This is a genomic window from Rhizobium cauense (genome assembly GCF_019511525.1).
Taxonomy (GTDB): domain Bacteria; phylum Pseudomonadota; class Alphaproteobacteria; order Rhizobiales; family Rhizobiaceae; genus Rhizobium; species Rhizobium cauense.
The window spans coordinates 121281-145693 of sequence record NZ_JAEUAT010000010.1; the positions used below are offsets into that span (position 1 = coordinate 121281).

The 24413-nt window shown below is 61.1% G+C and carries 28 protein-coding genes; 15 read left to right on the forward strand and 13 right to left on the reverse strand.

Annotated elements, in window-relative coordinates:
- Positions 1-954 carry a sulfate adenylyltransferase subunit CysD gene (gene cysD, locus JNB88_RS19600; protein WP_220356900.1) on the reverse strand — a complete coding sequence of 318 codons (954 nt, stop codon included), beginning with the start codon at positions 952-954 and terminating at the stop codon, positions 1-3.
- Between the two features lie 112 nt (positions 955-1066).
- Positions 1067-1813, reverse strand: a complete 747-nt coding sequence (locus tag JNB88_RS19605) for a phosphoadenylyl-sulfate reductase (RefSeq protein ID WP_220356976.1) — start codon at positions 1811-1813, stop codon at positions 1067-1069.
- 412 nt (positions 1814-2225) lie between these two features.
- Between JNB88_RS19605 and JNB88_RS19610 the strand changes: the two genes are divergently transcribed.
- The 3 genes from JNB88_RS19610 to JNB88_RS19620 all read left to right on the forward strand — a co-directional run bounded on the left by JNB88_RS19610 (position 2226) and on the right by JNB88_RS19620 (position 3352).
- A complete protein-coding gene (locus JNB88_RS19610; RefSeq protein WP_037135770.1) occupies positions 2226-2672 on the forward strand; it encodes an RrF2 family transcriptional regulator in 447 nt (148 codons plus the stop codon).
- A 99-nt stretch (positions 2673-2771) separates the two neighbouring features.
- Entirely contained in the window at positions 2772-2987 is a 216-nt protein-coding gene (locus JNB88_RS19615) for a ribbon-helix-helix domain-containing protein (protein ID WP_037135851.1), read from the forward strand.
- Entirely contained in the window at positions 2981-3352 is a 372-nt protein-coding gene (locus JNB88_RS19620) for a type II toxin-antitoxin system VapC family toxin (RefSeq protein WP_220356901.1), read from the forward strand. Before JNB88_RS19615 ends, JNB88_RS19620 begins: the two co-directional genes overlap by 7 nt.
- On the opposite strand, the gene JNB88_RS19625 is transcribed toward JNB88_RS19620, so the two are convergent.
- Positions 3349-4710 carry a chloride channel protein gene (locus tag JNB88_RS19625; protein WP_220356902.1) on the reverse strand — a complete coding sequence of 454 codons (1362 nt, stop codon included), beginning with the start codon at positions 4708-4710 and terminating at the stop codon, positions 3349-3351. The two genes, JNB88_RS19620 and JNB88_RS19625, sit on opposite strands and share 4 nt — an antisense overlap.
- A 194-nt stretch (positions 4711-4904) precedes the next feature.
- On the opposite strand from JNB88_RS19625, the gene JNB88_RS19630 reads away from it, so the two are divergent.
- Positions 4905-5291, forward strand: coding sequence for a DUF6152 family protein (locus tag JNB88_RS19630; protein WP_220356903.1), 387 nt, complete (start codon positions 4905-4907; stop codon positions 5289-5291).
- Positions 5292-5294: 3 nt separating this feature from the next.
- Positions 5295-5771, forward strand: a complete 477-nt coding sequence (locus JNB88_RS19635; protein WP_220356904.1) for a DUF6644 family protein — start codon at positions 5295-5297, stop codon at positions 5769-5771.
- Positions 5772-5779: 8 nt separating this feature from the next.
- Here the strand turns inward: JNB88_RS19635 and betA are convergent, their stop codons facing one another.
- From betA to betI, 3 genes are all read right to left on the reverse strand, one after another.
- Complete coding sequence (gene betA, locus JNB88_RS19640) at positions 5780-7432, reverse strand: choline dehydrogenase (protein ID WP_220356905.1); 1653 nt, start codon at positions 7430-7432, stop codon at positions 5780-5782.
- 106 nt (positions 7433-7538) lie between these two features.
- Positions 7539-9008 carry a betaine-aldehyde dehydrogenase gene (gene betB / locus JNB88_RS19645; RefSeq protein WP_220356906.1) on the reverse strand — a complete coding sequence of 490 codons (1470 nt, stop codon included), beginning with the start codon at positions 9006-9008 and terminating at the stop codon, positions 7539-7541.
- Positions 9005-9604 (reverse strand): transcriptional regulator BetI, encoded by a 600-nt coding sequence (gene betI / locus JNB88_RS19650; RefSeq protein WP_220356907.1) that lies wholly within the window; start codon positions 9602-9604, stop codon positions 9005-9007. The genes betB and betI overlap by 4 nt, the downstream gene beginning before the upstream one ends.
- A 140-nt stretch (positions 9605-9744) precedes the next feature.
- Between betI and JNB88_RS19655 the strand changes: the two genes are divergently transcribed.
- The 4 genes from JNB88_RS19655 to JNB88_RS19670 all read left to right on the forward strand — a co-directional run bounded on the left by JNB88_RS19655 (position 9745) and on the right by JNB88_RS19670 (position 13748).
- Positions 9745-10293, forward strand: a complete 549-nt coding sequence (locus tag JNB88_RS19655; protein WP_037135785.1) for an HdeD family acid-resistance protein — start codon at positions 9745-9747, stop codon at positions 10291-10293.
- A gap of 184 nt (positions 10294-10477) precedes the next feature.
- Positions 10478-10720, forward strand: a complete 243-nt coding sequence (locus JNB88_RS19660) for a ribbon-helix-helix domain-containing protein (RefSeq protein ID WP_037135786.1) — start codon at positions 10478-10480, stop codon at positions 10718-10720.
- A 148-nt stretch (positions 10721-10868) separates the two neighbouring features.
- Positions 10869-12674: a GGDEF domain-containing protein gene (locus JNB88_RS19665; RefSeq protein ID WP_037135787.1), complete on the forward strand. Its 1806-nt coding sequence runs from the start codon at positions 10869-10871 to the stop codon at positions 12672-12674.
- A gap of 78 nt (positions 12675-12752) precedes the next feature.
- A complete protein-coding gene (locus tag JNB88_RS19670; RefSeq protein ID WP_220356908.1) occupies positions 12753-13748 on the forward strand; it encodes an NAD(P)H-quinone oxidoreductase in 996 nt (331 codons plus the stop codon).
- Here the strand turns inward: JNB88_RS19670 and JNB88_RS19675 are convergent.
- The 3 genes from JNB88_RS19675 to JNB88_RS19685 form a co-directional block, all read right to left on the reverse strand.
- Positions 13745-14959, reverse strand: coding sequence for an MFS transporter (locus JNB88_RS19675; RefSeq protein WP_220356909.1), 1215 nt, complete (start codon positions 14957-14959; stop codon positions 13745-13747). The two genes, JNB88_RS19670 and JNB88_RS19675, sit on opposite strands and share 4 nt — an antisense overlap.
- A gap of 128 nt (positions 14960-15087) precedes the next feature.
- Entirely contained in the window at positions 15088-15825 is a 738-nt protein-coding gene (locus JNB88_RS19680; RefSeq protein WP_220356910.1) for a DUF3750 domain-containing protein, read from the reverse strand.
- A gap of 155 nt (positions 15826-15980) precedes the next feature.
- Entirely contained in the window at positions 15981-17414 is a 1434-nt protein-coding gene (locus JNB88_RS19685; RefSeq protein ID WP_220356911.1) for an MFS transporter, read from the reverse strand.
- Positions 17415-17518: 104 nt separating this feature from the next.
- On the opposite strand from JNB88_RS19685, the gene JNB88_RS19690 reads away from it, so the two are divergent.
- The 3 genes from JNB88_RS19690 (at position 17519) to JNB88_RS19700 (ending at position 20133) form a co-directional block, all read left to right on the forward strand.
- Positions 17519-18139 (forward strand): helix-turn-helix transcriptional regulator, encoded by a 621-nt coding sequence (locus JNB88_RS19690; RefSeq protein WP_220356912.1) that lies wholly within the window; start codon positions 17519-17521, stop codon positions 18137-18139.
- A 97-nt stretch (positions 18140-18236) separates the two neighbouring features.
- Entirely contained in the window at positions 18237-19244 is a 1008-nt protein-coding gene (locus JNB88_RS19695; RefSeq protein WP_220356913.1) for an asparaginase, read from the forward strand.
- A gap of 139 nt (positions 19245-19383) precedes the next feature.
- A complete protein-coding gene (locus JNB88_RS19700) occupies positions 19384-20133 on the forward strand; it encodes a hypothetical protein (protein WP_220356914.1) in 750 nt (249 codons plus the stop codon).
- On the opposite strand, the gene JNB88_RS19705 is transcribed toward JNB88_RS19700, so the two are convergent.
- Positions 20108-20863: a DeoR/GlpR family DNA-binding transcription regulator gene (locus JNB88_RS19705; RefSeq protein ID WP_220356915.1), complete on the reverse strand. Its 756-nt coding sequence runs from the start codon at positions 20861-20863 to the stop codon at positions 20108-20110. The genes JNB88_RS19700 and JNB88_RS19705 overlap by 26 nt on opposite strands.
- Before the next feature lie 120 nt (positions 20864-20983).
- On the opposite strand from JNB88_RS19705, the gene JNB88_RS19710 reads away from it, so the two are divergent.
- Both JNB88_RS19710 and JNB88_RS19715 read left to right on the forward strand, forming a co-directional pair.
- Entirely contained in the window at positions 20984-21349 is a 366-nt protein-coding gene (locus JNB88_RS19710) for a DUF4406 domain-containing protein (RefSeq protein WP_220356916.1), read from the forward strand.
- A 91-nt stretch (positions 21350-21440) separates the two neighbouring features.
- Positions 21441-22058, forward strand: a complete 618-nt coding sequence (locus JNB88_RS19715) for a glutathione S-transferase family protein (RefSeq protein WP_037135798.1) — start codon at positions 21441-21443, stop codon at positions 22056-22058.
- A gap of 32 nt (positions 22059-22090) precedes the next feature.
- On the opposite strand, the gene JNB88_RS19720 is transcribed toward JNB88_RS19715, so the two are convergent.
- The gene (locus JNB88_RS19720) at positions 22091-22444 is read right to left on the reverse strand and encodes an MmcQ/YjbR family DNA-binding protein (protein WP_037135799.1); all 354 of its coding nucleotides are present in this window, start codon (positions 22442-22444) and stop codon (positions 22091-22093) included.
- A gap of 49 nt (positions 22445-22493) precedes the next feature.
- Positions 22494-22682, reverse strand: a complete 189-nt coding sequence (locus JNB88_RS19725) for a hypothetical protein (protein ID WP_220356917.1) — start codon at positions 22680-22682, stop codon at positions 22494-22496.
- A 120-nt stretch (positions 22683-22802) separates the two neighbouring features.
- Between JNB88_RS19725 and JNB88_RS19730 the strand changes: the two genes are divergently transcribed.
- Positions 22803-23699, forward strand: a complete 897-nt coding sequence (locus JNB88_RS19730; protein ID WP_220356918.1) for a LysR substrate-binding domain-containing protein — start codon at positions 22803-22805, stop codon at positions 23697-23699.
- Here JNB88_RS19730 and JNB88_RS19735 read toward each other — a convergent pair whose 3' ends face one another.
- Positions 23700-24359: a glutathione S-transferase family protein gene (locus JNB88_RS19735; protein WP_220356919.1), complete on the reverse strand. Its 660-nt coding sequence runs from the start codon at positions 24357-24359 to the stop codon at positions 23700-23702.
- Between the last annotated feature and the right edge of the window lie 54 nt (positions 24360-24413).

The following is a 24413-nucleotide window of genomic DNA, read 5'->3' on the forward strand; positions in this document are numbered from 1 at the left end:
TCAGAAATATCCTTCACGCTTCTTCTTTTCCATGGAACCGGACTGGTCGCGGTCGATGGCGCGGCCCTGTCGTTCGGAAACCGTGGCGATTTCCAGCTCCGCGATGATGTCTTCAAGGGTGGTGGCGGTCGAGCGGATCGCGCCCGTCAGCGGGAAGCAGCCGAGCGTGCGGAAGCGGATGGAATCCTCCTGCTTCGTTTCGCCTGGCAGCAGTTCAAGCCGCGGATCGGAGGCAGCAATCATCATGCCGTCGCGCTCCACATAGGGGCGCTTTGCCGCGAAATAGAGCGGCACGATCGGAATGTTTTCCGCCTGGATGTAGCGCCAGATGTCGACCTCGGTCCAGTTCGACAGCGGGAAGACGCGAACGCTTTCGCCCTTGCGGATCTGGCCGTTGTAGACGTTCCAGAGCTCGGGGCGCTGGTTGCGCGGATCCCAGCGATGGTCAGGCGTGCGGAAGGAATAGATGCGCTCCTTGGCACGGCTCGCTTCCTCGTCGCGGCGGGCGCCGCCGAAGGCTGCATCGAACTTTCCGGCGTCGAGCGCATTGCGCAGCGCTTCCGTCTTCATGATGTCGGTGTAGCGCGCCGAACCGTAGGTGAACGGCGTGATGTTCTCGGCCGTGCCGCGCGGATTGATGTGCTCGATCAGGTCGAGATCGTACTTCTTGACGATCTCGTCGCGGAACGTAATCATCTCCGCGAACTTCCAGCCGGTGTTGACGTGCAGCAGCGGGAAGGGGACGCGGCCGGGGTAGAACGCCTTGCGCGCAAGATGCAGCAGGACCGACGAGTCCTTGCCGATCGAGTAGAGCATGACGGGCTTCTCGAACTCGGCTGCGACTTCGCGGAAAATGTGGATCGCTTCGTTTTCAAGCGCCTTCAAATGCGGGTCGAGCGGCGGCTTGGCGCTCTGGGGATTGTTGAGTTCCGTATCCGGACGGCTATCGGGCATTTCTAACTCCAGACTTCGATCATTCCAGGACGGGAGGCCTCCGGAACGAGGTGCATTTCAGACTTCGAGGAGCGCAGGCGGGAAGCCGCGCTCCGATCCCGAAGTCGACGGGTTACTGTTGTGCGGCGATCGCTGAGGCTTCTTCAGCCACATGCAAACCGCATTCACGCTTCTCGTCCTGTTCCCACCACCAGCGGCCGGCGCGTTCCGGCTCGCCGGGCTTGATCGCCCGCGTGCAGGGTTCGCATCCGATCGAGGGGTAGCCACGGGCATGCAGTGGATTGACCGGCACGCTGTTGTCGGCGACGTAGGCCTTGATGATGTCGAGGTCCCAATCGGCAAGCGGGTTGACCTTCAACAGGTGGCGTTCGGCGTCATACTCGGCAAACGGCGTTTCGGCGCGGTTGGCCGATTGGCCGCGGCGCAGACCGGTGATCCAGATGGTTGCCCCATCGAGTGCGCGCGCAAGCGGCTTCAGCTTGCGCACGCCACAACAGGCATGCCTGGCTTCGACGCTTTCGTAGAAGCCGTTCAGGCCATACTTCGCGGCATAGGCGTCGATATCGGCCTGTTCAGGCTCGTAGCGGCTGATGTGGATGTCGTATTGCTTCTCGGTCTCGTCGATCAACGCAAGCGTTTCCGGAAACAAGCGTCCGGTCTGCAGCGTTGCGACATCGATCGGCAGGCGGTGATTGCCGATTTCGGCCGTGATCACCTGGTCCTCGATGCCGAGGGAGGTGGTAAAGACAACGCGGCCGCCAAGACCGGCAACGAGCGACAGACGCCCGGCAAGGTCAAGGCCTGCTAGTTTCGCATTCAGCGTTTCCGCTTCAGCGTTTGGGTTGGCAGCAACAGTCATGGGGATCCTGTCCTTGATGTTGGCCGGAGTATCGCAGGTCAGGCTTGGATCGGACAGAAAAACGGATTTCGAAAGCGGGCGCGATAGGAGCAAATATCTCTCCCCGGCCGCTGCAATGCGGAAAAGCAGCCGCACCGGCGGTCATTTGCCGTCGGTCGATCCAATTGTCTATTGATTTAGTAGAGTAACACGTTGCCTGTCAATCGGAAATGTGAATTGATGACATCGGGGACGCATTTTGCAGTAGATTTGAGGCATTGGTGAGGGCAAAAAAACAAGGCCAAAAACCTTGTCTCTCAAGGGCTTCGCAGGTTCGTTCAAATTCCGTTCATGCTGCGTGTGCCATAGAGACAGTATCGAGCTTGCGGTGGGTTGGTGATTCCGCCCGCCATGTGTGTGTCGACGGTCGAAAATGATTACGCAGAAGGCAAAATATGCGCTCAGGGCGCTGACGGTATTGGCTGAAGCCGATCGCGGTGAACCTGTGATGATTTCCGACATTGCGGCGCAGCAGAAGATACCGAAGAAGTTCCTCGAACAGATCCTGCTGGACCTCAAGCATCAGGGCATCGTCGCCAGCCGTCGCGGCAAGACGGGCGGCTATCTCTTGCTGAAACCGGCCGACATGATCACTTTCGGTGAGGTGCTGCGCATCATCGACGGCCCGATCGCGCCGCTCCCCTGCCTCTCCATTACCGCTTATCGCAAGTGCGATGACTGCGACGGCGAGCAGAACTGCGAGATTCGCCACGTCTTCGCCAAGGTCGCCGATGCCACCCGCAAGGTGCTGTTCTCGACCACGATCGCCGATGCCGTCGCGCCCGCAAGGGGCGCTCAGGTCACGCGACTGCTGGCTTAGGTCGCGATCTGTCCATTGGCCTCGTGCCCACTGCTGCAGAATTGCATCCGCGCGATATGTGATATACATTGATGATATCATATATCGGAGTACATTATGATGAGAACGCTCGTTGACATCGATGATGATGATCTGAAAGCGCTGAACGATCTCGCCGCGACGAAGAATGTGTCGCGCGCCTCTCTCATTCGCAAGGCGGTCAGCGCTTTCCTCGAACAGAGTTCGGTCGACGACAGAAGCCAGGCGTTCGGGCTTTGGGGTAATCGGAAGGTCGATGGCTTGGCTTATCAGGAGGAGATCAGGGGCGAATGGTAAAGCCACTGTTCGATACCAACATCCTCATCGATTACCTGAATGCTGTTCCACAAGCCGCCGAGGAGTTTGATCGCTACGACACGGCGGCAATCAGCATTATCACCTGGGTGGAAGTGCTAGCAGGTGCCGGTCCTGATGTCGCGGATGCCACGCGTCGTTTCCTGGGAGGCTTCCAGATCGTTTCACTGGAAGCTTCCGTCGCGGAGAGGGCCGTAGAGATTAGGAAGGAATACAGGATCAAGCTGCCCGACGCCATTATCTGGGCAACCGCCGACACGAGCTCGATGCTACTCGTCACACGCAACAGCAAGGATTTTCCAGCGGACGCACCGGGCGTGCGCATCCCTTATGTACTCTCGGTTTAGCTGACCGCTTCCTCCGCGTTTGCCTTGTGCTCCGCTGCCCGCCGCGCACGGATGGCGGCTGCGATGAAGACCCTCGACAGCCCGTGGTACAACGGCTCGCGGGACAGCAGCCGCGAAGTGACGTAGCCGATCATCGACACCGCCATGATCGGGATCACCGCCTGATGATCCCCGGTCATCTCCAGAATGATGACGAAGGCAGTCATCGGTGCCTGCACCACTCCCGCAAAATAGCCTGCCATGCCCAGAATTGCCGCGAGCGCGATGCTGCTGCCAACCAGTGTGCCCACCGTGCTGCCGAAGCCGGCGCCGACGGCAAGCGACGGCGCAAAAATGCCGCCGGGAATGCCCGACATCATCGACAGGAAGCTTGCAATCAGCTTCTCGACAAAGAAAAGCAGCGGCAGTGCTTCTCCTTCGACAGCGCTTCTTGCCTGTTCATAGCCGGTGCCAAAGGTCATGCCGCCGGAAGCGACGCCGATGATGGCGATCGCGAGGCCGCAGGCGCCGGCAAGGCAGAGCATCCGCTTCAATGGCTGCGGCTGCGCCCAACGCCGGATGCGCTGGCCGACATGCAGTGCCAGTCCGCTGAACGCGGCCCCGAGCGCCCCTCCACCAACCCCGCAGATCAGCACAAGGCTCCAGTCGGCGAGCGTCATCGGCGCAACGGAGGTCGAGCCGAAGTAGTTATAGCTGCCGGCAAGGCCGAGGGCGGCTAGGCCCGAAAGGATCACGGCGGTCAGAACCAGACCATTGGCGCGGGATTCGTAGGCCCGGCTCATTTCCTCGATCGCAAACACGATACCGGCAAGCGGCGTGTTGAATGCAGCCGCTATACCAGCTGCCGATCCGGCGAGGATGAGCCCTCGTGCCTGCGCCATGCCGCCGAAGCGCGCAACGGCCAGCATTATCGAGGCGCCTACCTGCACGGTTGGGCCCTCACGCCCGATCGACGCGCCGCTGAGCAGTCCAAGCACCGTCAGCACGATCTTGCCAAGAGCGATCCTGAGCGACAGCAGCCGCGAGCGATCCACCTCGTCATGCAGATGCCGCGCGGCAATCGCCTGTGGAATGCCGCTGCCCTGCGAGTTGGGGAACAACGTCGCAGCGATATAGGCAGAGAGAACGAAGCCGAGCGGTGTGATGAGCAACGGCAGCAGGAACGACCACTCGCCCGACGTGGTGATCGAGGCAAACGCCTTCTGCGCCATATCGGCCATCCGCGCGAAGCCGACGCTGATGACGCCGATCGCCAGGGCACCGCACCAGAACACCAGCCGCGGACGCCAGAGCGAAAAGGAGCCCCATAACACGCGTGATCGCCGAAGAAGCTTCGATTTTCTGTAGGATGGGGGCATGTCGTTCCTGCGGCGCTATTTTAGGGGGCAGAGGTTGGGCCCCTTATCTGCGCCATGTCGTCTGCTTGCAAGGCCGGAAGCCTCTGCGGGTGGATGATGTTGGTCGCTCGGACGCTTCAAGATTCAGTGAGATGGCTTTCAATCGCCGGATTGTGCGCCAATTCGCCCCTGTCCAGGGATAGGGAGAAACGAACATGCATCTCATGAGCTCGAAACGGATGGCAATTGGTGCGGTTCTGGCACTGAGTTTGGCGACGGGAGCCGCCGCGCATCACGGCTGGACGTGGGCCGAGGGTGAGCAGACGGAATTACGGGGAACCATTGAGAAGATAACGATGGGCGGTCCGCACCCGACGCTGGATGTCGCGACCGCTGACGACGGCGTCTGGCTCATCGAACTCGGCAATCCCCGGCAGACCGCACGCTCCGGTTTTGTCGAAGGCTCCGCAAAGAAGGGCGATGCGATTGTCGTCCTTGGAAACCGCTCACAGAAGGCCGACGAAAAGCGGATGAAGGCCGTGAGGATCACCGTCGCCGACAAGCGCTACGACATCTATCCTGAACGGATCCAGACGAACTGAGTGATGGAAATCGAGTTCCTGGAATGGCTCGCCGCATCCCCGCTCTCGTCAGGGTTGCGGCGCTCGGCGCTTGTCTACATGGTCGTCAATGCCGCCCATATCCTTTCGATCGCGCTGCTGATCGGGGCGATCCTTCCGCTGGATCTTCGGCTGATGGGCCTTTTTGGCTCGGCGCCACTGGCCATCATTGGTCCGTTCCTATCGAGAGCGGCAGCGGTGGGCCTCGCGGGAGCGCTGATTACCGGCTTTGCCCTGTTCAGCGTCAAGCCGATTGAATACGCCGGAAACCCAGCGTTTCTCGCGAAGCTGGGGCTCCTGATGCTCGGAATCGTGAACGCTGCCTTGGTCCACAGTCAGGCAGCCTGGGGGCAGGTCTTATCAGGCAAGGCGCCACCACCTGGCTTGCGGTTTCAGGCCGGCGTCTCTGCCGCCGTCTGGGTATCCGCGCTCCTCGCCGGTCGCTGGATCGGCTTTATCTGACAGCGATTCTAGCGATCGCTCGTTTCCCAGCGCGGGTTGATCCACGGCTCCTGATTGGAACGCGGCAGCGGCTGCTTGCCGAGGATATGGTCGGCGGCCTTCTCGCCGGTCATGATCGATGGCCCGTTCAGGTTGCCATAGGTGACATGCGGGAAGATCGAGCTGTCCGCGACGCGCAGGCCGTCGACGCCGATGACGCGCGTCTCGGGATCGACGACCGCCATCGGATCGGTCTTCGCGCCCATCTTGCAGGTGCCGCAGGGGTGATAGGCGCTTTCAAGGTGCTCGCGCAGGAAGGCGTCGATCTGCTCGTCTGTCTGCACGTTCTCGCCCGGCTGGATCTCAGGTCCGCGATACTGGTCGAAGGCCTTCTGGCCGAAGATCTCGCGGGTCAGCCGCACGCAATGGCGAAACTTTTCCCAGTCCTCGGGATGGCTCATGTAGTTGAAGCGGATGACGGGATCGGCCTTCGGGTCCGAGGAACCAAGCGTGACGTTGCCGCGGGACTTCGACAGGTTGTAGCCTACATGCACCTGGAAGCCGTGGCTCTTGGCCGCCGCCTTGCCGTCATAGCTGATCGCGACCGGCAGGAAGTGGTACTGGATGTCAGGCTGCTTGACGCCGGGCGCGGAACGCAGGAAGGCGCAGGCCTCGAACTGGTTCGAGGTGCCGAGGCCCGATTTGGTGAACATCCACTGCGCGCCGGCAACGCCCTGCCAGAACCAGGGAAGCCAGGAATAGAGCGAAACCGGCTTGGTGCTGACCTGCTGGAAGTAGAATTCCATATGGTCCTGCAGGTTGGCGCCGACGCCCGGGCGGTTCGCCTTGACCTCGATGCCCATGTCCTGCAGATGCGCGCCGGGGCCGATGCCCGAGAGCATCAGCAGCTTCGGCGAATTGAACGAGGAGGCCGAGACAATCACTTCGCGGTTCGCCTTGACGACCTCGATCTTGCCGCCGCGCTCGATCTCGACACCGACAGCCCGGCCGTTCTCGATCATCACCTTCTGGGCGTGGCCGTAGACAACCTCGACGTTCGGGCGTTTCAGCGCCGGTTTCAGATAGGCTGACGCGGCCGACCAGCGACGGCCGCCGAAGATCGTCTGCTCCATAAGCCCGAAGCCTTCCTGCTTCGAGCCGTTATAGTCCTCGGTCGCCTCGAAGCCCGCCTGCTTGCCGGCCTCAACGAAGGCCTGGAACAGCGGGTTGCGGAAGACACCGCGCTGGACATGCAGCGGCCCATCGGTGCCGCGCCAGCCTTCCTCGCCGCCGTGGCTGTGTTCCATGCGCTTGAAGTAGGGGAGAACGTCGGCATAGGCCCAACCTTGCGCACCGAGCTCCTCCCAGCGGTTATAGTCCTCGGCGTGGCCGCGCACATAGACCATGCCGTTGATCGAGGAGGAGCCGCCGATCACCTTGCCGCGCGGTGCGGTGATGCGTCGATTGTTGAGGTTTGGCTCGGGCTCGGAGAGATAGCCCCAGTTGTAGCGCTTCATGCTCATCGGCCACGCAAGCGCTGCCGGCATCTGGATGAACGGCCCGAAATCGGAACCACCCGCCTCGATGACGATGACGGTATTCTTGCCGCCTTCCGAAAGCCGGTAGGCAAGCGCCGAGCCCGCCGAGCCGGAGCCGATGATGACGAAATCTGCCTGCTGCATGATGTGCTTCTTTTCCGATTCACCGCCTCATCCTCGGATCGGCTGGAGAGCCGATCGGGACGAAGCAAAATTGAATGCTACCTGCCGGTGCTGGCTGCGTGCTGCCTCAATAAGGCGCCTGCACCGGCCCCATGCCGACATAGACCGTCTTCAGCTCCGAGTAGTGCTCCAGTGCCGCCAGCGAATTTTCGCGTCCGAAACCGGATTGCTTGGAGCCGCCGAACGGGATTTCGACAGGGCAGAGGTTGTAGGTGTTGATCCACAGCGTCCCGGCCTCGAGCTGGTCGACGACGCGATGGGCGCGCGTCAGGTCTGATGTGAAGACGCCGGCCGAAAGGCCGAATTCCGTAGCGTTGCCGCGAGCGATGACCTCGGCCTCGTCATCGAAATCGAGCACGCACATGACGGGTCCGAAGATCTCCTCGCGGGCGATCGTCATCTCGTCGGTGACGTCGGCAAAGACGGTCGGCTGCACATAGTAGCCTTCGCCGGAGACGTTGTTCGGGATGCCGCCGCCGGTGACAAGCGTTGCGCCCTCGGTCTTGCCCTTCTCGATGTAGGAGAGAACCTTGTCGCGCTGCGCCCAGGAGACCATCGGCCCGAGCTGCGTTGCCTCATCCATCGGATCACCGATCAGGATGGCTTCGGTACGGGCCTTCAGTCGCTTCAGGAACTCAGCCTTGATCTTCCGCTGTACGAAGACGCGGGTGCCGTTCGAGCAGACTTGTCCGGTCGAATAGAAATTGCCGAGCATGGCGCCGCCGACGGCGCTGTCGATGTCGGCATCGTCGAAGACGATCAAAGGCGACTTGCCACCGAGCTCCATGGTCACATGCTTGAGGCTGCCGGCAGCGGCAGCCGCGACCTTGCGGCCTGTCGGAACTGAACCCGTCAGCGACACCTTGGCAACGTCAGGATGGTTGACCAGCAGCGGCCCGGTCTCGCGGTCGCCCTGGATGACGTTGTAGAGCCCCTTCGGCAGGCCGGCTTCGTGCAGGATCTCAGCAATGGCAAGCGCGCCGAGCGGCGTGTTTTCCGACGGCTTGAAGACCATGGCATTGCCTGCGGCAAGCGCCGGTGCGCCCTTCCAGCAGGCGATCTGCTGCGGATAGTTCCAGGCGCCGATGCCGACGCAGACGCCGAGCGGCACGCGCTTGGTGTAGGCGAAATCGCCGCCGAGCGGGATGTAGGAACCGTTGAGACCGGCAGCGATCACACCGCCGAAGAACTCGAAGCTGTCGGCACCCGAAGTCGGATCGGCAACAATCGTTTCCTGGATCGGCTTGCCGGTATCCAGCGTCTCCAGTTCTGACAGTTCGCGATTGCGTTCGCGAATGAGATCGGCTGCTCGCTTCAGGATGCGACCGCGGACCGTCGGGCTCATCGCTGCCCATTCCGGCTGGGCGCGCTTGGCTGCCGCGATCGCCTTCTCGACGATGGCAGGCGTTGCCGCGTGCAGGCGGGCGATAACCTCGCCGGTCGCCGGATAGATGCTTTCGATGACACTCCCGGCGTCATCCTCGACGTATTCGCCGTCGATGAAATGGGAGGCTTTCGGCTGGGCTCTGAGGGTCACTGGATCTGTCCTTTCGCAAGGGCGGCAAGCTGTGAATTGATGTAGTCTTCGGTAAGCGAGATCGATGCCTCGATGCTGACAGGCGCTGACCTCAGACTTTGGCGGATATAAAGCCCGTCGATCATCGCAGCCGCGCCTTCAGCGATGCGTTCTGCGGCATCGCCGGGGCAGAGCGCTTTCAGGTTGGCGACGAGGTTCGACCGCAGACGGCGGGCATAGATGACGAGGAAGCGCCGGGTCTCCTCGGAACGCTGCGCCTCGGCGTAGAAGGCGAGCCAGGCGGCAATCGTTGCCGGCGCGAACTGGTTGGCCTGGAAGCTGACACGGATCACGGCGGAGATTTTTGCACGCGGTGTATCTACCGCCTTCAACGCCGTCACTGCGTCGTCGCGCAGTTGCTTTAGAAGCGAGCGGACAGTCTCGATCAGCAGCTGCTCCTTGCTGCCGAAATAATGGTGCGCCAGCGCCGGCGACACACCGGCCTGCCGGGCAATTTCAGACATGGTGACCGTAAGCGAGCCGTGATCGCCAATCACGCGCAACGCGGCATCGACGAGCGCCTTGCGGCGAACCGGCTCCATTCCGACCTTGGGCATCGCATCACTCCATGAACATACCCAAGCATAATTTTGATTGACTGGTCAATCAACAAAAATCTGGCGGGGAGTGCATATGGCTAACCACTTCCAATTGCGTGTTTTTGCGGCATACTCGTTTACCAACCGGGAGGTGTGCCATGACCGACATATCTGATCGACTGAGCTTTTCGTCGCTGCAATCGAAATGGGGCTGGTTCGTCGCGCTGGGCGTGCTGCTGATCGTCTGCGGCATCATCGCATTGGCAAACGTCGTGATGGCGACCGTTGTGTCCGTCTACTATGTCGGCGTACTGATGCTGATCGGCGGCATCACCTACCTGATCCACGCATTTCAGGTGCGAAGCTGGGACCAGGTGCTGTTTTGGGCGTTGAGCGGCGTGCTCTACGTGCTGGCCGGAGTCTTCACCTTCATGAATCCGCTCTTGGCATCGGCAGCGCTGACGCTCTTTCTTGCCATCGCCCTGCTGATTGCCGGCATATTCCGCATCTGGGTCGGCTGGCGTATGCGCCCGGTCAAGGGTTGGGTCTGGGTCCTCATCAGCGGCATCATCACTGCGCTCGCCGGTGTCGTGATCTACCTCGGCTGGCCGGTGAACAGCCTCTGGATCCTCGGGCTTTTCCTTGCCTGCGACCTTCTCATCCAGGGCTGGTCGATGCTCGCTCTTGGCCTTGCTGTCCGTCGCTGACTTATGCCCGCAATTCACAGGCTGACATCACGGACTGTTTCTTTTTTGACAAGTATGTGAGTGAGGACTAAAATTTCGCCATCAAGAGGCAGCCGAGGCGGCGGCGCGCGTCGGTAACGCCGTGGACGGAATAACCGTCCCCCGACCGGGCATACGTGCCCCACGAGGTAAAGGGAGGAATCTCATGCCGATGGTCACCGTATCCATTTCACCGTTGCAGGCTGCTGATATCCGGGCCGCTGTCGACAATGGCAGCTATGCCTCGAGCAGTGAAGTCGTGCGCGAAGCCTTGCGCATGTGGGACGCCGCCCGCAAACTCGGCGGATGCCGCGAAGACATATTCGATCGGGACAGCGCCCCCCGTGGCGGCAGGTGCGTCGCAGACATGTTCGCCGATCATGAGGCTGAGCATCGGCGTACAGCCTGACCAAGCCTTTGATTGATCGATAAAATTCGATCGATTGGATGACCGGGAGAAGCCGGTTTTCACAAAAGTTTCATATTCGGGAAAGGGTTCGTTGATCCTTCTCCGCCAGTGTCCCTGCGCAAAACAATAAGACACAGTGGAGATTGGCATGTCTTTGGCTGCCACCGTCGATCCGGCGCTTGTTCGCCGTTACGCCAGCGATCAGATCGTGACCCTTGCGAAACTCGTCATCGAGAACGCGTTCCAGCCCATCGTGGAAGCAGGGACGGGGGTGGCGTTCGGCTATGAATCGCTGATGCGCGGCCAGGAGCGCATTGGTTTCAACTCTCCGATCGAAATCCTCGACGAGGCTCACAAGAACCAGCAGCTTCTGCAACTGGAGCAGATGGTGGCAAGCCGTGCGCTTGCTAAGTTCGCAACGCTGCCGCACTTTTCCAGTTCGACACTGTTCCTCAATCTCGATGTCCGGCTGATCCCGCATGGAGAGCGCCTGGTGGAAGGCCTGCTGCAGCACCTGAAGCTCGCCAATATTCCTCCGTCTTCCATCTGTTTCGAGTTTTCCGAACGTTTCGACAATACCAGCGTGCCCGAATTTGCGGCCCTCGTATCGCTTCTGCGCAAGGCCGGCTTCAAGCTGGCGATCGACGACTTCGGAGTCGGCCACGGTGAAATGAAGCTCCTGTGCGATCATCCGGTTGACTACCTGAAGATCGACCGGCATTTCATTGCCGATATCGACACCAGCCCGCGCAAGCGCCACCTTCTGAAGAACATCGTCCACATCGCCCATGTGCTCGGAACCCGCGTCATTGCGGAGGGGATCGAGACCGAGGCAGAGTTCGTCGCCTGCCGCGAGTTCGGCGTTGATCTCGTCCAGGGCTGGTTCATCTCCCGCCCGACGACCCATGTTACCGAGCTCCAGCCGTCGTTTCCGCACCTGCTGGATCTCGGCAAGAGCAAGCGCAATCCGCAGTCGCTCGACGAAATCCTGATCCGCAAGCAGATCGAAATGCTGCCGACCGTCTTCGAGAACGACACCATCGACAGCGTCTTCGAGCTCTTTCGCCGCAACCCTCAGCAGGCCTTTTTCCCGGTGCTGAACGCCAATGGCGAGCCACGCGGCATCCTGCACGAGCGGCATCTGAAGGAATACATCTACCAGCCCTTCGGTCGCGACCTCCTGAAGAACAAGGTGTACGAGCGGACGATCTCGCACTTCGTCGAGATGGCCCCGATCGTCGGGCTCGATTCCGATACCGAGCAATTGATGGCAATCTTCGCCAACATGGAAGGCACCAACTGCCTGCTTTTGACCGACAACATGCGCTATGCGGGCGTAGTCTCCGCCGCCTCGCTCATCAAGGTCATGAACGAGAAGAAGCTGAAGACCGCGCAGGATCAGAACCCGTTGACCGGGCTGCCCGGCAATCGGGCGATACGCGACTTCATGCGCGAGTCGAGCCTTGATGGTGATGAGAAACGTCACTTCTGCTACTGCGACTTCGATAACTTCAAGCCGTTCAACGATGCCTACGGCTTCCACCTCGGCGATCACGCGATTTCGCTTTTTGCCGCGCTGATGCGCCGCTACTTCTTCGCCGAGCGTCACTTCCTCGGACATGTCGGCGGCGACGATTTCTTCATCGGCGTGCATGGCTGGACCAAGGAAGAACTGACCGAGATCCTCGATCGCCTGATTAGCGATTTCCATGATGATGTACTCGACCTCTACTCGGACGCCGATCGCACAGCCGGTCGTATCCGCGGCCATGACCGCGCCGGCGTCGAGGCATTGTTCCCGCTGATGCGCTGCTCGATCGGAGTGCTGGAGCTGCCCGAAGGTCTCGTCATCGACGACATCAATCGCGTCAGCGCCGAAATTGCCCACATCAAGGCCGAGGCGAAGGAGAGCGAAGAAGGACTGGTCTTCCATCTGCTGGGCGAGACGAATTGACGCCTCCTGCGGTTGACACCTTCTCAAGTCCGAACAGCTGAATTATCTCACTTGCTTTCGGAACGAGGAGACCGTGCCATGTCCCTGCCAGCGCAAATGCGTTTCATTAACCTCCCGCGCTTCGGTGAGCCTGAAGTGATGCAGGTTGCGACCGGGCCTGTACCGGTGCCGGGTGAGGGGCAGCTGCTCGTTCGCGCGGAGGCGGTCGGCGTCAATCGCCCGGATGTCGCTCAACGTCAGGGCACCTATCCGCCACCGAAGGATGCAAGCCCGATCCTCGGACTTGAGATGGCAGGCGAGATCGTCGCCATCGGTCCAGGTGTCCGTGGCTTTGCCGTCGGTGACAGGGTGTGTGGACTGACCAACGGTGGCGCCTACGCCGAATATTGCGTTCTGCCTGCAGGCCAGGCCCTACGCTTTCCCAAGGGGTTCGATGCCGTCCAGGCGGCAGCGCTTCCCGAGAACTACTTCACCGTCTGGGCGAACATGTTCCAGATGGCCGGGCTGACCGAAGGCGAGAAGGTTCTCGTTCATGGCGGCTCGAGCGGCATTGGAACGACGGCGATCCAGCTCGCGCGCGCCTTCGGTGCCGAAGTCTACGCGACGGCCGGTTCTCAGGAAAAATGCGACGCTTGTGTGAAACTCGGGGCAAAGCGGGCCATCAACTACAAGACGGAGGATTTCGCCGAGGTCATCAAGGCTGAAACCGGCAACGGCGTCGACGTCATCCTCGATATGATCGGTGCCGCCTATTTCGAACGGAACGTCGCATCGCTCGCGAAAGACGGCTGCCTGTCGATCATCGCCTTCCTCGGCGGAGCCGTCGCGGAAAAGGTCAATCTCGCGCCAATCATGATGAAACGTCTGACAATCACAGGCTCGACCTTGCGCCCGCGCACGGCCGAGGAAAAGCGCGCGATCCGTGACGATCTTCTCTCCCAGGTGTGGCCGCTTCTCGATGAAGGCAAGTTCGCGCCGGTTATCGATACAGTCGTCTCGTTCGACCAGGTCGCCGAGGCGCATCGGTTGATGGAGGCAAGCGGTCACGTCGGCAAGATCATGCTGCGCCTCTAGGCAGGTTGTCGGATCGGTCGAGGCGCTCTTTCAAGGAACAGCAGAAGCCCAACCGAAGCGACACCGACGACAGCGGCAAGCAATGCTGTGCCGGAATACCCGGTAAAGGCAGTGCCGGCCGCGAAGATCGATGCACTGATGCCATTGGCGATGAACGTGTTGACCGAGACCAGGGAACTGCCGAGTCCCGGTCGATCGGCAATCAGATCCTGCAGGTAGGTGATCGGCACGCTGAGGATGGCTGCAGCACCACAGGCGTTGATCAGCAGAAGGGCATAGATCTGCCAGGGTGCTGAGGCAAAGCTCAGCAATGCCAGATACACGCAGTAAACCAGCGCTCCCAAGGCAAGCAGATGGACGCTGCGGAAGCGGCGCTGCAGCGCGCCCCACATCATCATGAACGGCATTTCCAGGAAGGCGGTGAAGCCGGCCATGAAGCCGACATCGACCACGGTGCCGCCGGCGGCATGGGTGATGATCAACGGCGACACAACGCTGTTTACTCGCTGCAGCCCGAGCAGCAACGCCATGACGCCGACCCTTGCCAGCACATAGGGCGAAAAGACCCTGCCGAGCGAAGAGAAGAAGCCGATCTGCTGCGAAGGGGAGGCGTTGCCGACAGGCACGGGCTTGGCGAAAAACAGGTAGAGGCAGAAGCAGGTCAGGCTTGCGAGAGCCGCAATGCCATAGGCCGGTGTCATCGATTGCGAGTTGATGAGGTACAGGCCGATCAGGCCAGGCGCCAGCGCCCAGGAGCCCGAGAACAGCGCGCGAACCGTGGACGTGATCGCCGCCGCCTTTCCCCGGTCCATCGTGTTCGTCGTCGCGCGGATACTGGCAAACAGGATCGAATAGGTGGAATTGCTGATGGGGATCAGCACCAATATGCCGAACATGAAGACTGCGGCGGTGCGGAATTCGTAGATCATTCCAAAGCCGAGCATGCCGCACACTGAGAGCGCCAGCACCAGCGGGCGCCGATCGCTGAGCCTGTCGGACCAGATGCCGAGCGTCAGGCTGGTAGCAACGTTGACCAGCGCCGCAAGGAAGATCACACCGGAATAGGTACGATCGGACAGGCCGAGTTCATTGATGCCGATGATCGATTGATAGGGCATCGTCGAGGCATAGGTGAAGGCAAGAGCAATCAGCGTCAGCGTTGGGACGCGGATTTGGCGATCGCGGAGAATGGAAGAAAAGGCGGATGGCATGGCGTGATTCCCGATGCCCTCAGCTATAAACCAGTAGTGTGCTTTCGAATAACCAGAGTTTGTGATGGTCGTAGTCAAATCACGTGATGGATGGTGAGATTTGGTGATCCTGTGATCGTTCGCCCGGCCTAAAGCCCGATACGGCCGATCGCCGGGATCTTCAGCCCGGGATTGGCGATGTCTACACCGGCGACCAGCCCCATGAAATGCACCTCGAAGCCGCTGCGCTGGCCGGCGGCAACCCCGACAAGGCCGTAGAGCGTGACATGCATGTCGCGCCCGTCGGCATCGATCTCGAACATTCGGCCATCGGCAAGAAAATCGCGCCCGACCGCATCGGGCGGCAGCACGGTGCCGAGATCGGGCACCCTTCGCAGCACGTGCGCAACGAAGCTGTTGGAATTCGGGCCGGGATAGATTCGGTAATCGCCGACACCGGCATGGGGATAGGCCTGGATTGCCGCTTCCACCTCAGGAATGAGCCTGGCGGCCTCGGCCCCTTTGATCTCGCGCACGATGTGAGGCGTGTTCGAATACCAGTAGGCATCAGCGACGTAGTTGTTGCGCCGGATGGGCGCACCCCAGCCGACCTTGTCGTAGCGATTGTAGGTCGTGTCGCCTGACGCCTTGGTGACGATCCAGGAGTGGCTGGCGACCGCACCCTTCAGCCCGCCGGTGCCGGCCGACATGATGTAGATCGCAGCGTTCCGGTCGGCGTCCGCTTTCGGCAGAACGTGCGCTGTCGTCCAGTCGGCCTCCCGCCAGGTCCTCGGGTGGTCCCGCAGCAACCACCAGCCGGCCGATGCCATCGCCGGAAGCAGGTAGACGACGAGGATCAGGAGAAGCAGCCGTTTGATATGACGCATGAAACGCCTTTGACCTTTGCTGACGTGCTTTGCAGCCGGAAGACTTCCCGAGCAAGATGGCGCAATTGAGCCGCTCGACCCGCCCGATCGCCGGGATGAAAACGAGCGGTCACGTCAGCAGGATCACGCTGCGTCTGTGACCGCTCGCACGTCGCTCACCGGGCCTGCCGATCGGCGGGCGACGAGAGCGTTATGGATGTTGCGATCGCAATCAGGCCAGGAAGTGCCATCAGGACGTAGAGCCAGTGTGCGGCCGAAACGCCGCCCGCGACGCCGCCGGGGTTGACCAGCCCGGTGCTGTTGACGATCACGCCGGCAACGGCTGCGCCGAAGGCACTGCCAAGCGACTGCACTGTCGAGATCGCGGCCGAGGCCTTGTCCTGCTCGGAGTTGTCGACAAGGCTCAGGACCTTGGTCACCAGATGCGCCCAGCCGAGCCCGACGCCGAAGCCCATCAGGAACATGCCGACGACGGCCGGGCCGAGAATGGCCAGATTGCCGGATTGATTGTCCGCGGCGAGGAAGATCGTCAGCGACGCGACCGCAACCATCTCGACCACGCAGCCGGCGACGATCGCCGTGTTGGCGCGGCGTCCTGAAAGCGTTCCGCTGAAGAAGGCGGCAAAAGTCCAGCCGAGTGCGACGAGGGCTGTCAGATAGCCGGAGACCAGCGGTGTCACACCATGCAGGACCTGAAGGAAGTAAGGAATGTAGATGTCACTTGTCAGCACCAGCAGCAGCACGAACATCGTCAGGTAGACGCGCGCCACCGGCCTTGCGAGCGTTACGGCTCCCGTCGGCAGCAGCCGGTTTCGCCCACGCCGCTCGACGGTCAGCATCGTCGCGATCGCAACGAACGATGCTGCGAGCAGCAGTCCTTTGGATGTCGTTTCGCTGGTCGTTCCGGCTAGGCTGACGAGCAGAACAGCCGCAAGCAGCAAGGCAATCTGAGGGATCGGTGTCTTGCCGTGCGCGCGATCGTCTGTTGCGCGCGGCAGCAGCCACGGCGCGAGCGCGGCCATCAGGGCGCAGAGCGGAACCAGCAGCATGAAGGCGTGGCGCCACGCGCTGCCTTCGGAAAAGACGCCGCCGAGGCTCGGGCCGAGCAGGGTCGAGACACCCCAGATCGCCGCATAGAGAGTTGATGCCTTCTGCCACAACGGTTCTGGGTAGGCGAAGCGAATGAAGGCATAGGCGAGACCAGCAAGAATCCCGGCGCCGAATCCCTGTACCGTACGCCCGGCGAGTACGATCGGCATGGCCGGGGCGAGGGCGCAGATCAGGCTGCCGGTGCCGAATATGAGGGCGCCCGCGACATAGACGGAGCGCAACCCGATCCCGCGGGGGCGCATTGCGACGAAGATCGAACCCAAAACCGCAGCAGCGACGAAGAGCGTCGTCATCCACGCCAGTAGCTCCAGCCCGCCGATATCACGCACGATCGACGGCGCGATTGTCGCGGTAATGTAAGTTTCGACGGCGTAGAGGGTAACGCCACCTCCGAGCATGAGCGTCGCCGGCAGCAGCGGAGCTGAAAACAGGTGAAAGACAGAGGGCTTGTCTGCTGAAATCTCGTCAATGCCGGTCATAATTCATGCCTTGTGTGCTTCCGGGTGCGTCTTATTTTACAAGTTATTAGTTGGAAAAATTACATGGTCATGCTATTAAAACAAGCGTGAACTTGGAAAAATAAATGAGACAGTCGCCGGCCAACCGAATTCTGCTGCTCATCAAGACCGAAGGCCCTCAGCTCGCCTCGACTCTTGGAGAACGCCTGGGCATCTCCTCGGAGGCGGCTCGTCAACAGTTGACGAAGATGGCCGAGGAAGGGCTTGTCGAAGCGGTGAGTGAAGCAACGGCGGGCAGGGGTCGGCCGCGGCAGCTCTGGAGCCTGACGACCACGGGCAACCAGACTTTTCCTGATGGTCATGCGGAACTCACCACCACGCTTCTCACGACGCTCGTCTCGCAACTGGGGCAATCGGCCCTTGATGCCGTCATCTCCGCCCGCGAAACCGAGACCCTCAAGCGCTACCGCCAGGAGGTCGATGCGCCTGATATGCCTTCCCGCGTGCGGCAACTCGCGGCCGTGCGCACTGGCGAAGGATACATGGCCGACAGCTGGCAGGAGGCCGATGGCTCGCTACTCCTTGTCGAGAACCATTGCCCGATCTGCGCTGCTGCCAGCGTTTGCGCCGGATTCTGCCGCTCGGAGCTGGAGACTTTTCGCGCTGTTCTCGGCGCCAAGGTCGAGCGAGAGGAGCATATCTTGCTTGGCGCTCGCCGTTGCGCCTACCGTATTACTCCGCTTTGACCGACATCGGCGCAAGGCGAAGGCGGCGAAAGGCAATTGCATTATCGCCGCGACTCGCTATGCGTGACGCATCTGCGTACACGATCAGGATCATGCCATGACCAATCCCGTCACCGTCGAAGTCACTCGAGGCTCGCTGGTTGAAAGTCGGCATCGCGGCTCTGTCGTCGCTGTTGATGGTGACGGAAAGGTCGTGTTCTCCGTGGGCGATATCGACGCGCCAACCTTTCCGCGTTCTGCCTGCAAGGCGATGCAGGCGTTGCCGCTGATGGAAAGCGGTGCAGCGGATGCCTATGGCTTCGGCGACAAGGAACTGGCGCTCGCCTGCTCCTCGCACAATGGCGAGGACCAGCATGTGGCGCTCGCCGCCGCCATGCTGGCGCGCGCCGGGCGGGGCGTCGAAACGCTCGAATGCGGGGCGCATTGGTCCTCAAGCCAGAGGACGCTGATCCACCAGGCGCGCACGATGGATAAGCCGACGGCCCTGCATAACAACTGCTCGGGCAAGCATGCGGGGTTTGTCTGTGCTTGCTGCCATCAGGGTGTCGACCCGAAGGGATACGTCGGTTACGACCATCCGCTGCAGGCAGAAATTCGCGGCACTATGGAAAGCCTCACGGGCGCTACGCTCGGTCACGACAATTGTGGCACGGACGGCTGTTCCATCCCCACCTACGCGGTTCCCCTGCGCGGCCTGGCGCACGGCTTTGCAAAGATGGCGACCGGCAATGGTTTGGAGCCGCTTCGCGCCAAGGCGTCCCGGCGACTGTTCGATGCCTGCATGGCCGAGCCCTTCTATGTGGCCGGAACCGGCCGCGCCTGCACCGCGCTGATGCAGGTGGCGCCCGGCCGGATCTTCGCCAAGACAGGTGCCGAGGGTGTCTTCTGCGCAGCCATTCCCGAGCAGGGAATTGCGATCGCCCTCAAATGCGACGACGGCCATTCGCGCGCTTCCGAGGCGATGGTTGCTGCGACACTCAGCCGTTTCTTCGACAAGGGCGATCCGATTCGCGCGAGCCTGGCGGCCATGGCGACCGTCCAGATGCACAATTGGAACGGTATTCATGTCGGCGATATTCGCGCGACAGCTGCGCTGACCGCATAAGCCGTTCCGGAACGGGACAGTCGCACCGCGAAAATAGAGAATGCTAATGTATGTGAAACTACAGCCCACGAGAACGGATGCAGTTTTCAAAGGCTGAGTTACCCTTTGCCCAGTACATCGAACGCCATGAGGGCAGGATATGTTTGCGGGCCGGTATCTTTGGTGGATGTTGATCGCCATCGCGATCTTTCTCTTCTTCACCATGTGTTTCGATTATGTGACCTGGCTGACCGTCGTTTTCTCCGGGTGCACCCGGATCGCCGGTTCCTGCGGACCGATCATCGTCACCATGACCGGATCCATGAAGCCGTCGGGCGTTTACCTGGCGGGCGGCATCATCCTCGTCGCTACCCTTGCCCGCATCCATTATCTGTCGATGAGCTGGGCCTGGGGCGTGATCGCGGCAATCTGGTTCGTCGCATCGGCACCTTTCCCTCTGCTGCTTGCCAGCGGCTGGACCGGCCAGTTGAAGCCGGAAGCGGTGCTCGACGGACTGCCGGTGGCGTTCCTGTTCTTCGTGACTTTCTGCGCCTATATCGGCTGGTCGTTCGAAGAAAACGGAGCGCGACCCCTTGGTGCATGGCGCTGGCTGCGAGCGACCATTTCCGTCACGGCCGTCTATGGCGGGTTGCTGGCACTGTCGGAGGCACCTGCCTTTGCGACCGTGCCTGGGCGGCTGCTCGGCGAGATGCGGCTTACGACGTCCATCGCTGCCCTGCAGCCCGGTTTGCACGACGTGCTGACGCTTGGGATGGCGCGCGACACCTTCGCCTACATTGTCTTGGCAATCTTTGTCATCGCACTCGCCGCAAGCCTGCTGCCGCAGAACCTGGGGGAACTGAAGGCGCGTTTCGTCCAGCCGTTCATGCTTCGAGGATCTCGTCAGTGAGGCCGCGATAGGGCTCGATGAGAGTTGACGCGACCTTCGCCGCGAGAATGATCCCCGATACGCCTGAGATAGGCAGGACCTGGCAGGGAGAGACGTGGTCGAGCTTCTCCTCTGTCAGCGGCACATAGGTTTCGGCTGCGCAGGACGCGATGTGCCGCTTGATCGCCGCCTCTTCGAAATCGCCTGTCGAGAGGCCATGCACCGGATGGGCGGCCGTCACGCCGAGAAAGAAGATGTCCGGCCGAAGCTGCGAGATCGCCGCCATGGCAACCGATCCGACCGCGACCATCGAGTGCTTGTAGAGCTTGCCGCCGATCAGGATCACGCTGGCCGTCGGGTGGTGTTCCAGTTCGGCCGCAATCGTCGGGCTGTGTGTCGCGACGGAAAACGCAAAATCGCGCGGCAGCTGCCGGGCAATCTCGGCCGTGGTCGTACCACCGTCCAGAAAGATCATTTGACCAGGCCGCACGAGCGAGGCGGCTTTCCTCCCCAGCCGTGCCTTGACCTCGGAGGAGACGCCTTTCCGCGTCGAAAAATCAGGCAAGTCAGGCGCAACGGGCATCGCTCCGCCGTGTACCCGCTTCAGCAAGCCTTCGGCAGCCATCTCCCTGAGGTCACGACGGATCGTGTCTTCCGACAGCGACAGATCCTCAGCGATCTGCTTGGCGATCACCTGACCGTCCCGCCGAAGAATGTCGAGGATCAACGATTTGCGCTGCTTCGTGAGCATGGTTCCAATCCTGTATTTGCACGAATAGTAATGAAATTGCACGAAATGATTCGACAAACAAGAAGTTTCGTGCAGTTATTTGGATGCTCGTGCATGAAGCCGAGGAAATGGAGCTTGATAATGTTGATCTTGATTGCTGGACCCTACCGGTCCGGGACCGGGGATGATCCTGAGAAAATGAAGGCGAACCTCAAGCGGCTGGAGCAGCCGTCGCATGAGCTGTTCAAGGCGGGCCATGTGCCGATGATCGGGGAGTGGGTGGCCCTGCCGGTCTGGAACGCTGCCGGCGGCAAGGCTGTTGGCGACGACCTTTACGAAGAGATTTTTCACCCGGTTGCCGGTCGCCTGCTAGAGCTTTGCGACGGTGTGCTTCGGCTGGAAGGGGAATCGAAGGGTGCCGACAACGACGTGCGCATCGCACGCGAACGCGGCATTCCCGTCTGGTACAGGCTGGAGGATGTTCCGGGCTGCGCAGGAGCCGCCTGAGGGTATCAGAGGCCGGCTCGCCGGCCTCTATCTTCGGCATGTTCGTTTTCCTGTGGCGGCGCTATAACGTCACCATCGAAGGGAGTCGATCATGCTGACATTGTATTTCGCGCCGCACACCTGCGCGCTCGCCAGCCTCATTGCGCTGGAGGAATCAGGCCTGCCATTCGAAACAAGGAAGCTGAATCTCAAGGAAGGGGAGCAGCGTTCTCCCGAGTATCTGGCCATCAATCCCAAGGGTCGCGTGCCGACGCTGGTGACGAACCGCGGCGTCCTGACCGAGACGCCGGCAATCCTGGCCTATATCGCGCAGATTGCGCCCGCCGCACAGCTGGCGCCGCTCGATCCTTTCGAATTCGCCCGGATGCAGGCGTTCAACAGCTACATGTGTTCGACCGTGCATGTGAACCACTCGCATGGTCGCCGGGGTAGTCGCTGGACTGATGATGCGGCAGCCTTGGAAACGATGAAGGCGAAGGTGCCGCAGACCATGACCGACTGCTTCGAGCTGATCGACGCGCACATGCTGGAATGCCCGTGGGTCATGGGCGAGTATTACTCGGTCGCAGACGCCTATCTCTTTGTGATGACCGGCTGGCTAAGGTCGGACGGCGTCGATCCGGCCCGTTTCAGAAAAGCGACAGCGCACTATGCCCGGATGATTGAGCGCCCGGCCGTGCAGCGGGCATTGGAGCGCGAGCAGGCTTAGCGCAGTCGCGCCGCGAGGCAGGCGGCAGGCGCTCAGTCCCGGAAGCGAGCGGCAAGCTTTTTCGGCGCGCGAAACCGCCATGCGCCGATCAGCCGTTCCTTCAGTTCGGCGTCGCTGATCGCCGCGGCGTGCAACGGCATATATGGCCAACCGATATAATGCGCCGTTTGATAGTAGATGTCCGGCGCCATCTCGATCAGTCGCTCCTTGTCGTCGATCGAGATGCAAAGCACGATCGTCTCGTTGTTCTTGACGGCCGCGAAGGATTTGCCGCCGACTTTCAGAGCCGGGTTGCCGTAGGAGGTACTCTCCTCGACATCAGGCAGGTTGGCTTCCGCCGAAAGGCGCTTGATGCGTGCAAAGATCGCGTCGACGCTGTCGGTCATTGTGGGTCGCTCGAGTTAAAGCTCGCCCAATCTAGCAGATTTCAGCACCTTATGCGCACTTTGCGAGCTGTCGCGGCTCCGGCGCGGGCGGGCGTGGTTGCGGACCAAGCGGCAGGTCGGCCAACGCCGTCGGCGACATTCGGGCCAGATCAGGATGATAGAGCGGATCACGTTTCACGTCCGCGCCGTAGGGCGGTTCTATCGTTTCGATGCTCAAGAAAAACTTGAATATTTGCATGACGTGCCTCTCTTCCTCCCAAAAGGGTGAATGGAGCATCTGCTGAACTCAGGCGGATTATCGCGGCGACACGGGCATGTTTCAATTGAGATTACCAAGATATCAGTATAGAAAAACTACATGAGAAATCTGAACTCGGTTCACCTCAATGGATTGCGCGCGCTGGAAGTGGTCGGCCGGCTCGGCTCCCTGCAAGCCGCGGCAGAGGAAATGGGTGTCTCGATCGGGGCCGTCAGCCAGCAGGTCATCAAGGCTGAAGCGCAGCTCGACCACCTGATCTTCGAGCGTACGCCGAAAGGCATGGTCGCGACCGAGGCGGGTGCGCGCCTGCTGGCCAGCCTGACTGAGGGCTTCAACGCCCTGTCGCAGGCGGTCGCGACAACACAGCAACGCGACGACAGCATCCTGACGATCTCGGTGGCGCCGGTCTTTGCCGCGCGCTGGCTCGTCTGTCGGCTCGATCGCTTTGCCGAGAGGTTCCCCGAAATCAGCCTGCGGATCGATGCGACCACGCGGCTCGTCAATCCGGCCCTCTGCGATGTCGATGTCGGCATCCGGGTCGGTAGTGGACAGTGGCCCGATGTAAAGGCGGAACTGGTGCTCCAGCAGGAGGTCTTCCCGGTCTGCTCGCCTGCCGTGGCTGCGCGGCTTCGGGAGCCCGCCGATATCCTGTCGCTTCCCGCCGTGATCGACGGCCGCGCGATGTTCACCTGGGAGGTGTGGATGCGCGAGGCCGGGTTGTCGGGAAAGACGCTCGAAACTCGCCACGTCTTCAACGACGCTTCGCTCTGTCTCGATGCGGCAATCGCGGGGCAGGGCGTCATGCTCGCCTGGCAGACGCTGGCCGGCTTCGCCCTGCAGCAGGGGCAGCTGGTTGCGCCGTTCGGCATTCGCGCGAAAACCGGCTTCGGCCACTATTTCGTAACGGCCGAAGGTTCGCGCGAACCCAAGAAGGTGAGGGATTTCAAGGCCTGGATCCGCGAGGAAATGGCCGGAACCCTCAAGCTCTTTCCCTGATCAGGTCGGCTCCTGTGACCGCGTCGCCTGCATCGCAATATATGCCGGCCGCGATTGGCAGCGCTTGATCCAGGCGTTGATGTTGGGGTGGGCGTCGAACAGCGCCTGTTCCGTCTGCGCGTAGCGAAGCACCTCCGCGATATTGAGATCAGCTGCCGTGAAGCGGTTTCCGACGACATAGTCGTTGGTTGAAAGATGCTTCTCCAACGTCGCGAACGACTTTTTCAGCGAGCGGACGGCGACGCTGATCGTTGCCTTGCCCTCATCGCTGTTCTGCTTCTCGTCGTCGTAGACAAAGACGATCTTCACCGTATGTGGCTCAACCTCGGTTGCCGCCCATATGGTCCACATCGTCATCAAACCGTCTTCCGCGACGGTTTGGCCGGAAAGCGGTCCACCATGCTTGCGTGCGAGGTAGAGCGTGATCGCCAGCGACTCATGCATCACGAGTTCACCATCCTTGATGCTTGGGATCAGCGCCATCGGATTGACCGCCTGGAAATCCGGCGAGAGCGTATTGATAGGTGCATCGGCGGCGAGCGGATTGGCAAGTCGCCGGGCCTGAATGACCCGCGCAGACTCGAATTCGAGCCCAAGTTCTTCAGCCATCCAGTAAACGCGCGAGGCGCGCGAGCGATAGACGCCATAAATTGTCAGCATGTCGATGTCCCCTTGTTCGGCTGGCTGCAGGGTAGGAGCCGGAGCGTTCCAGCG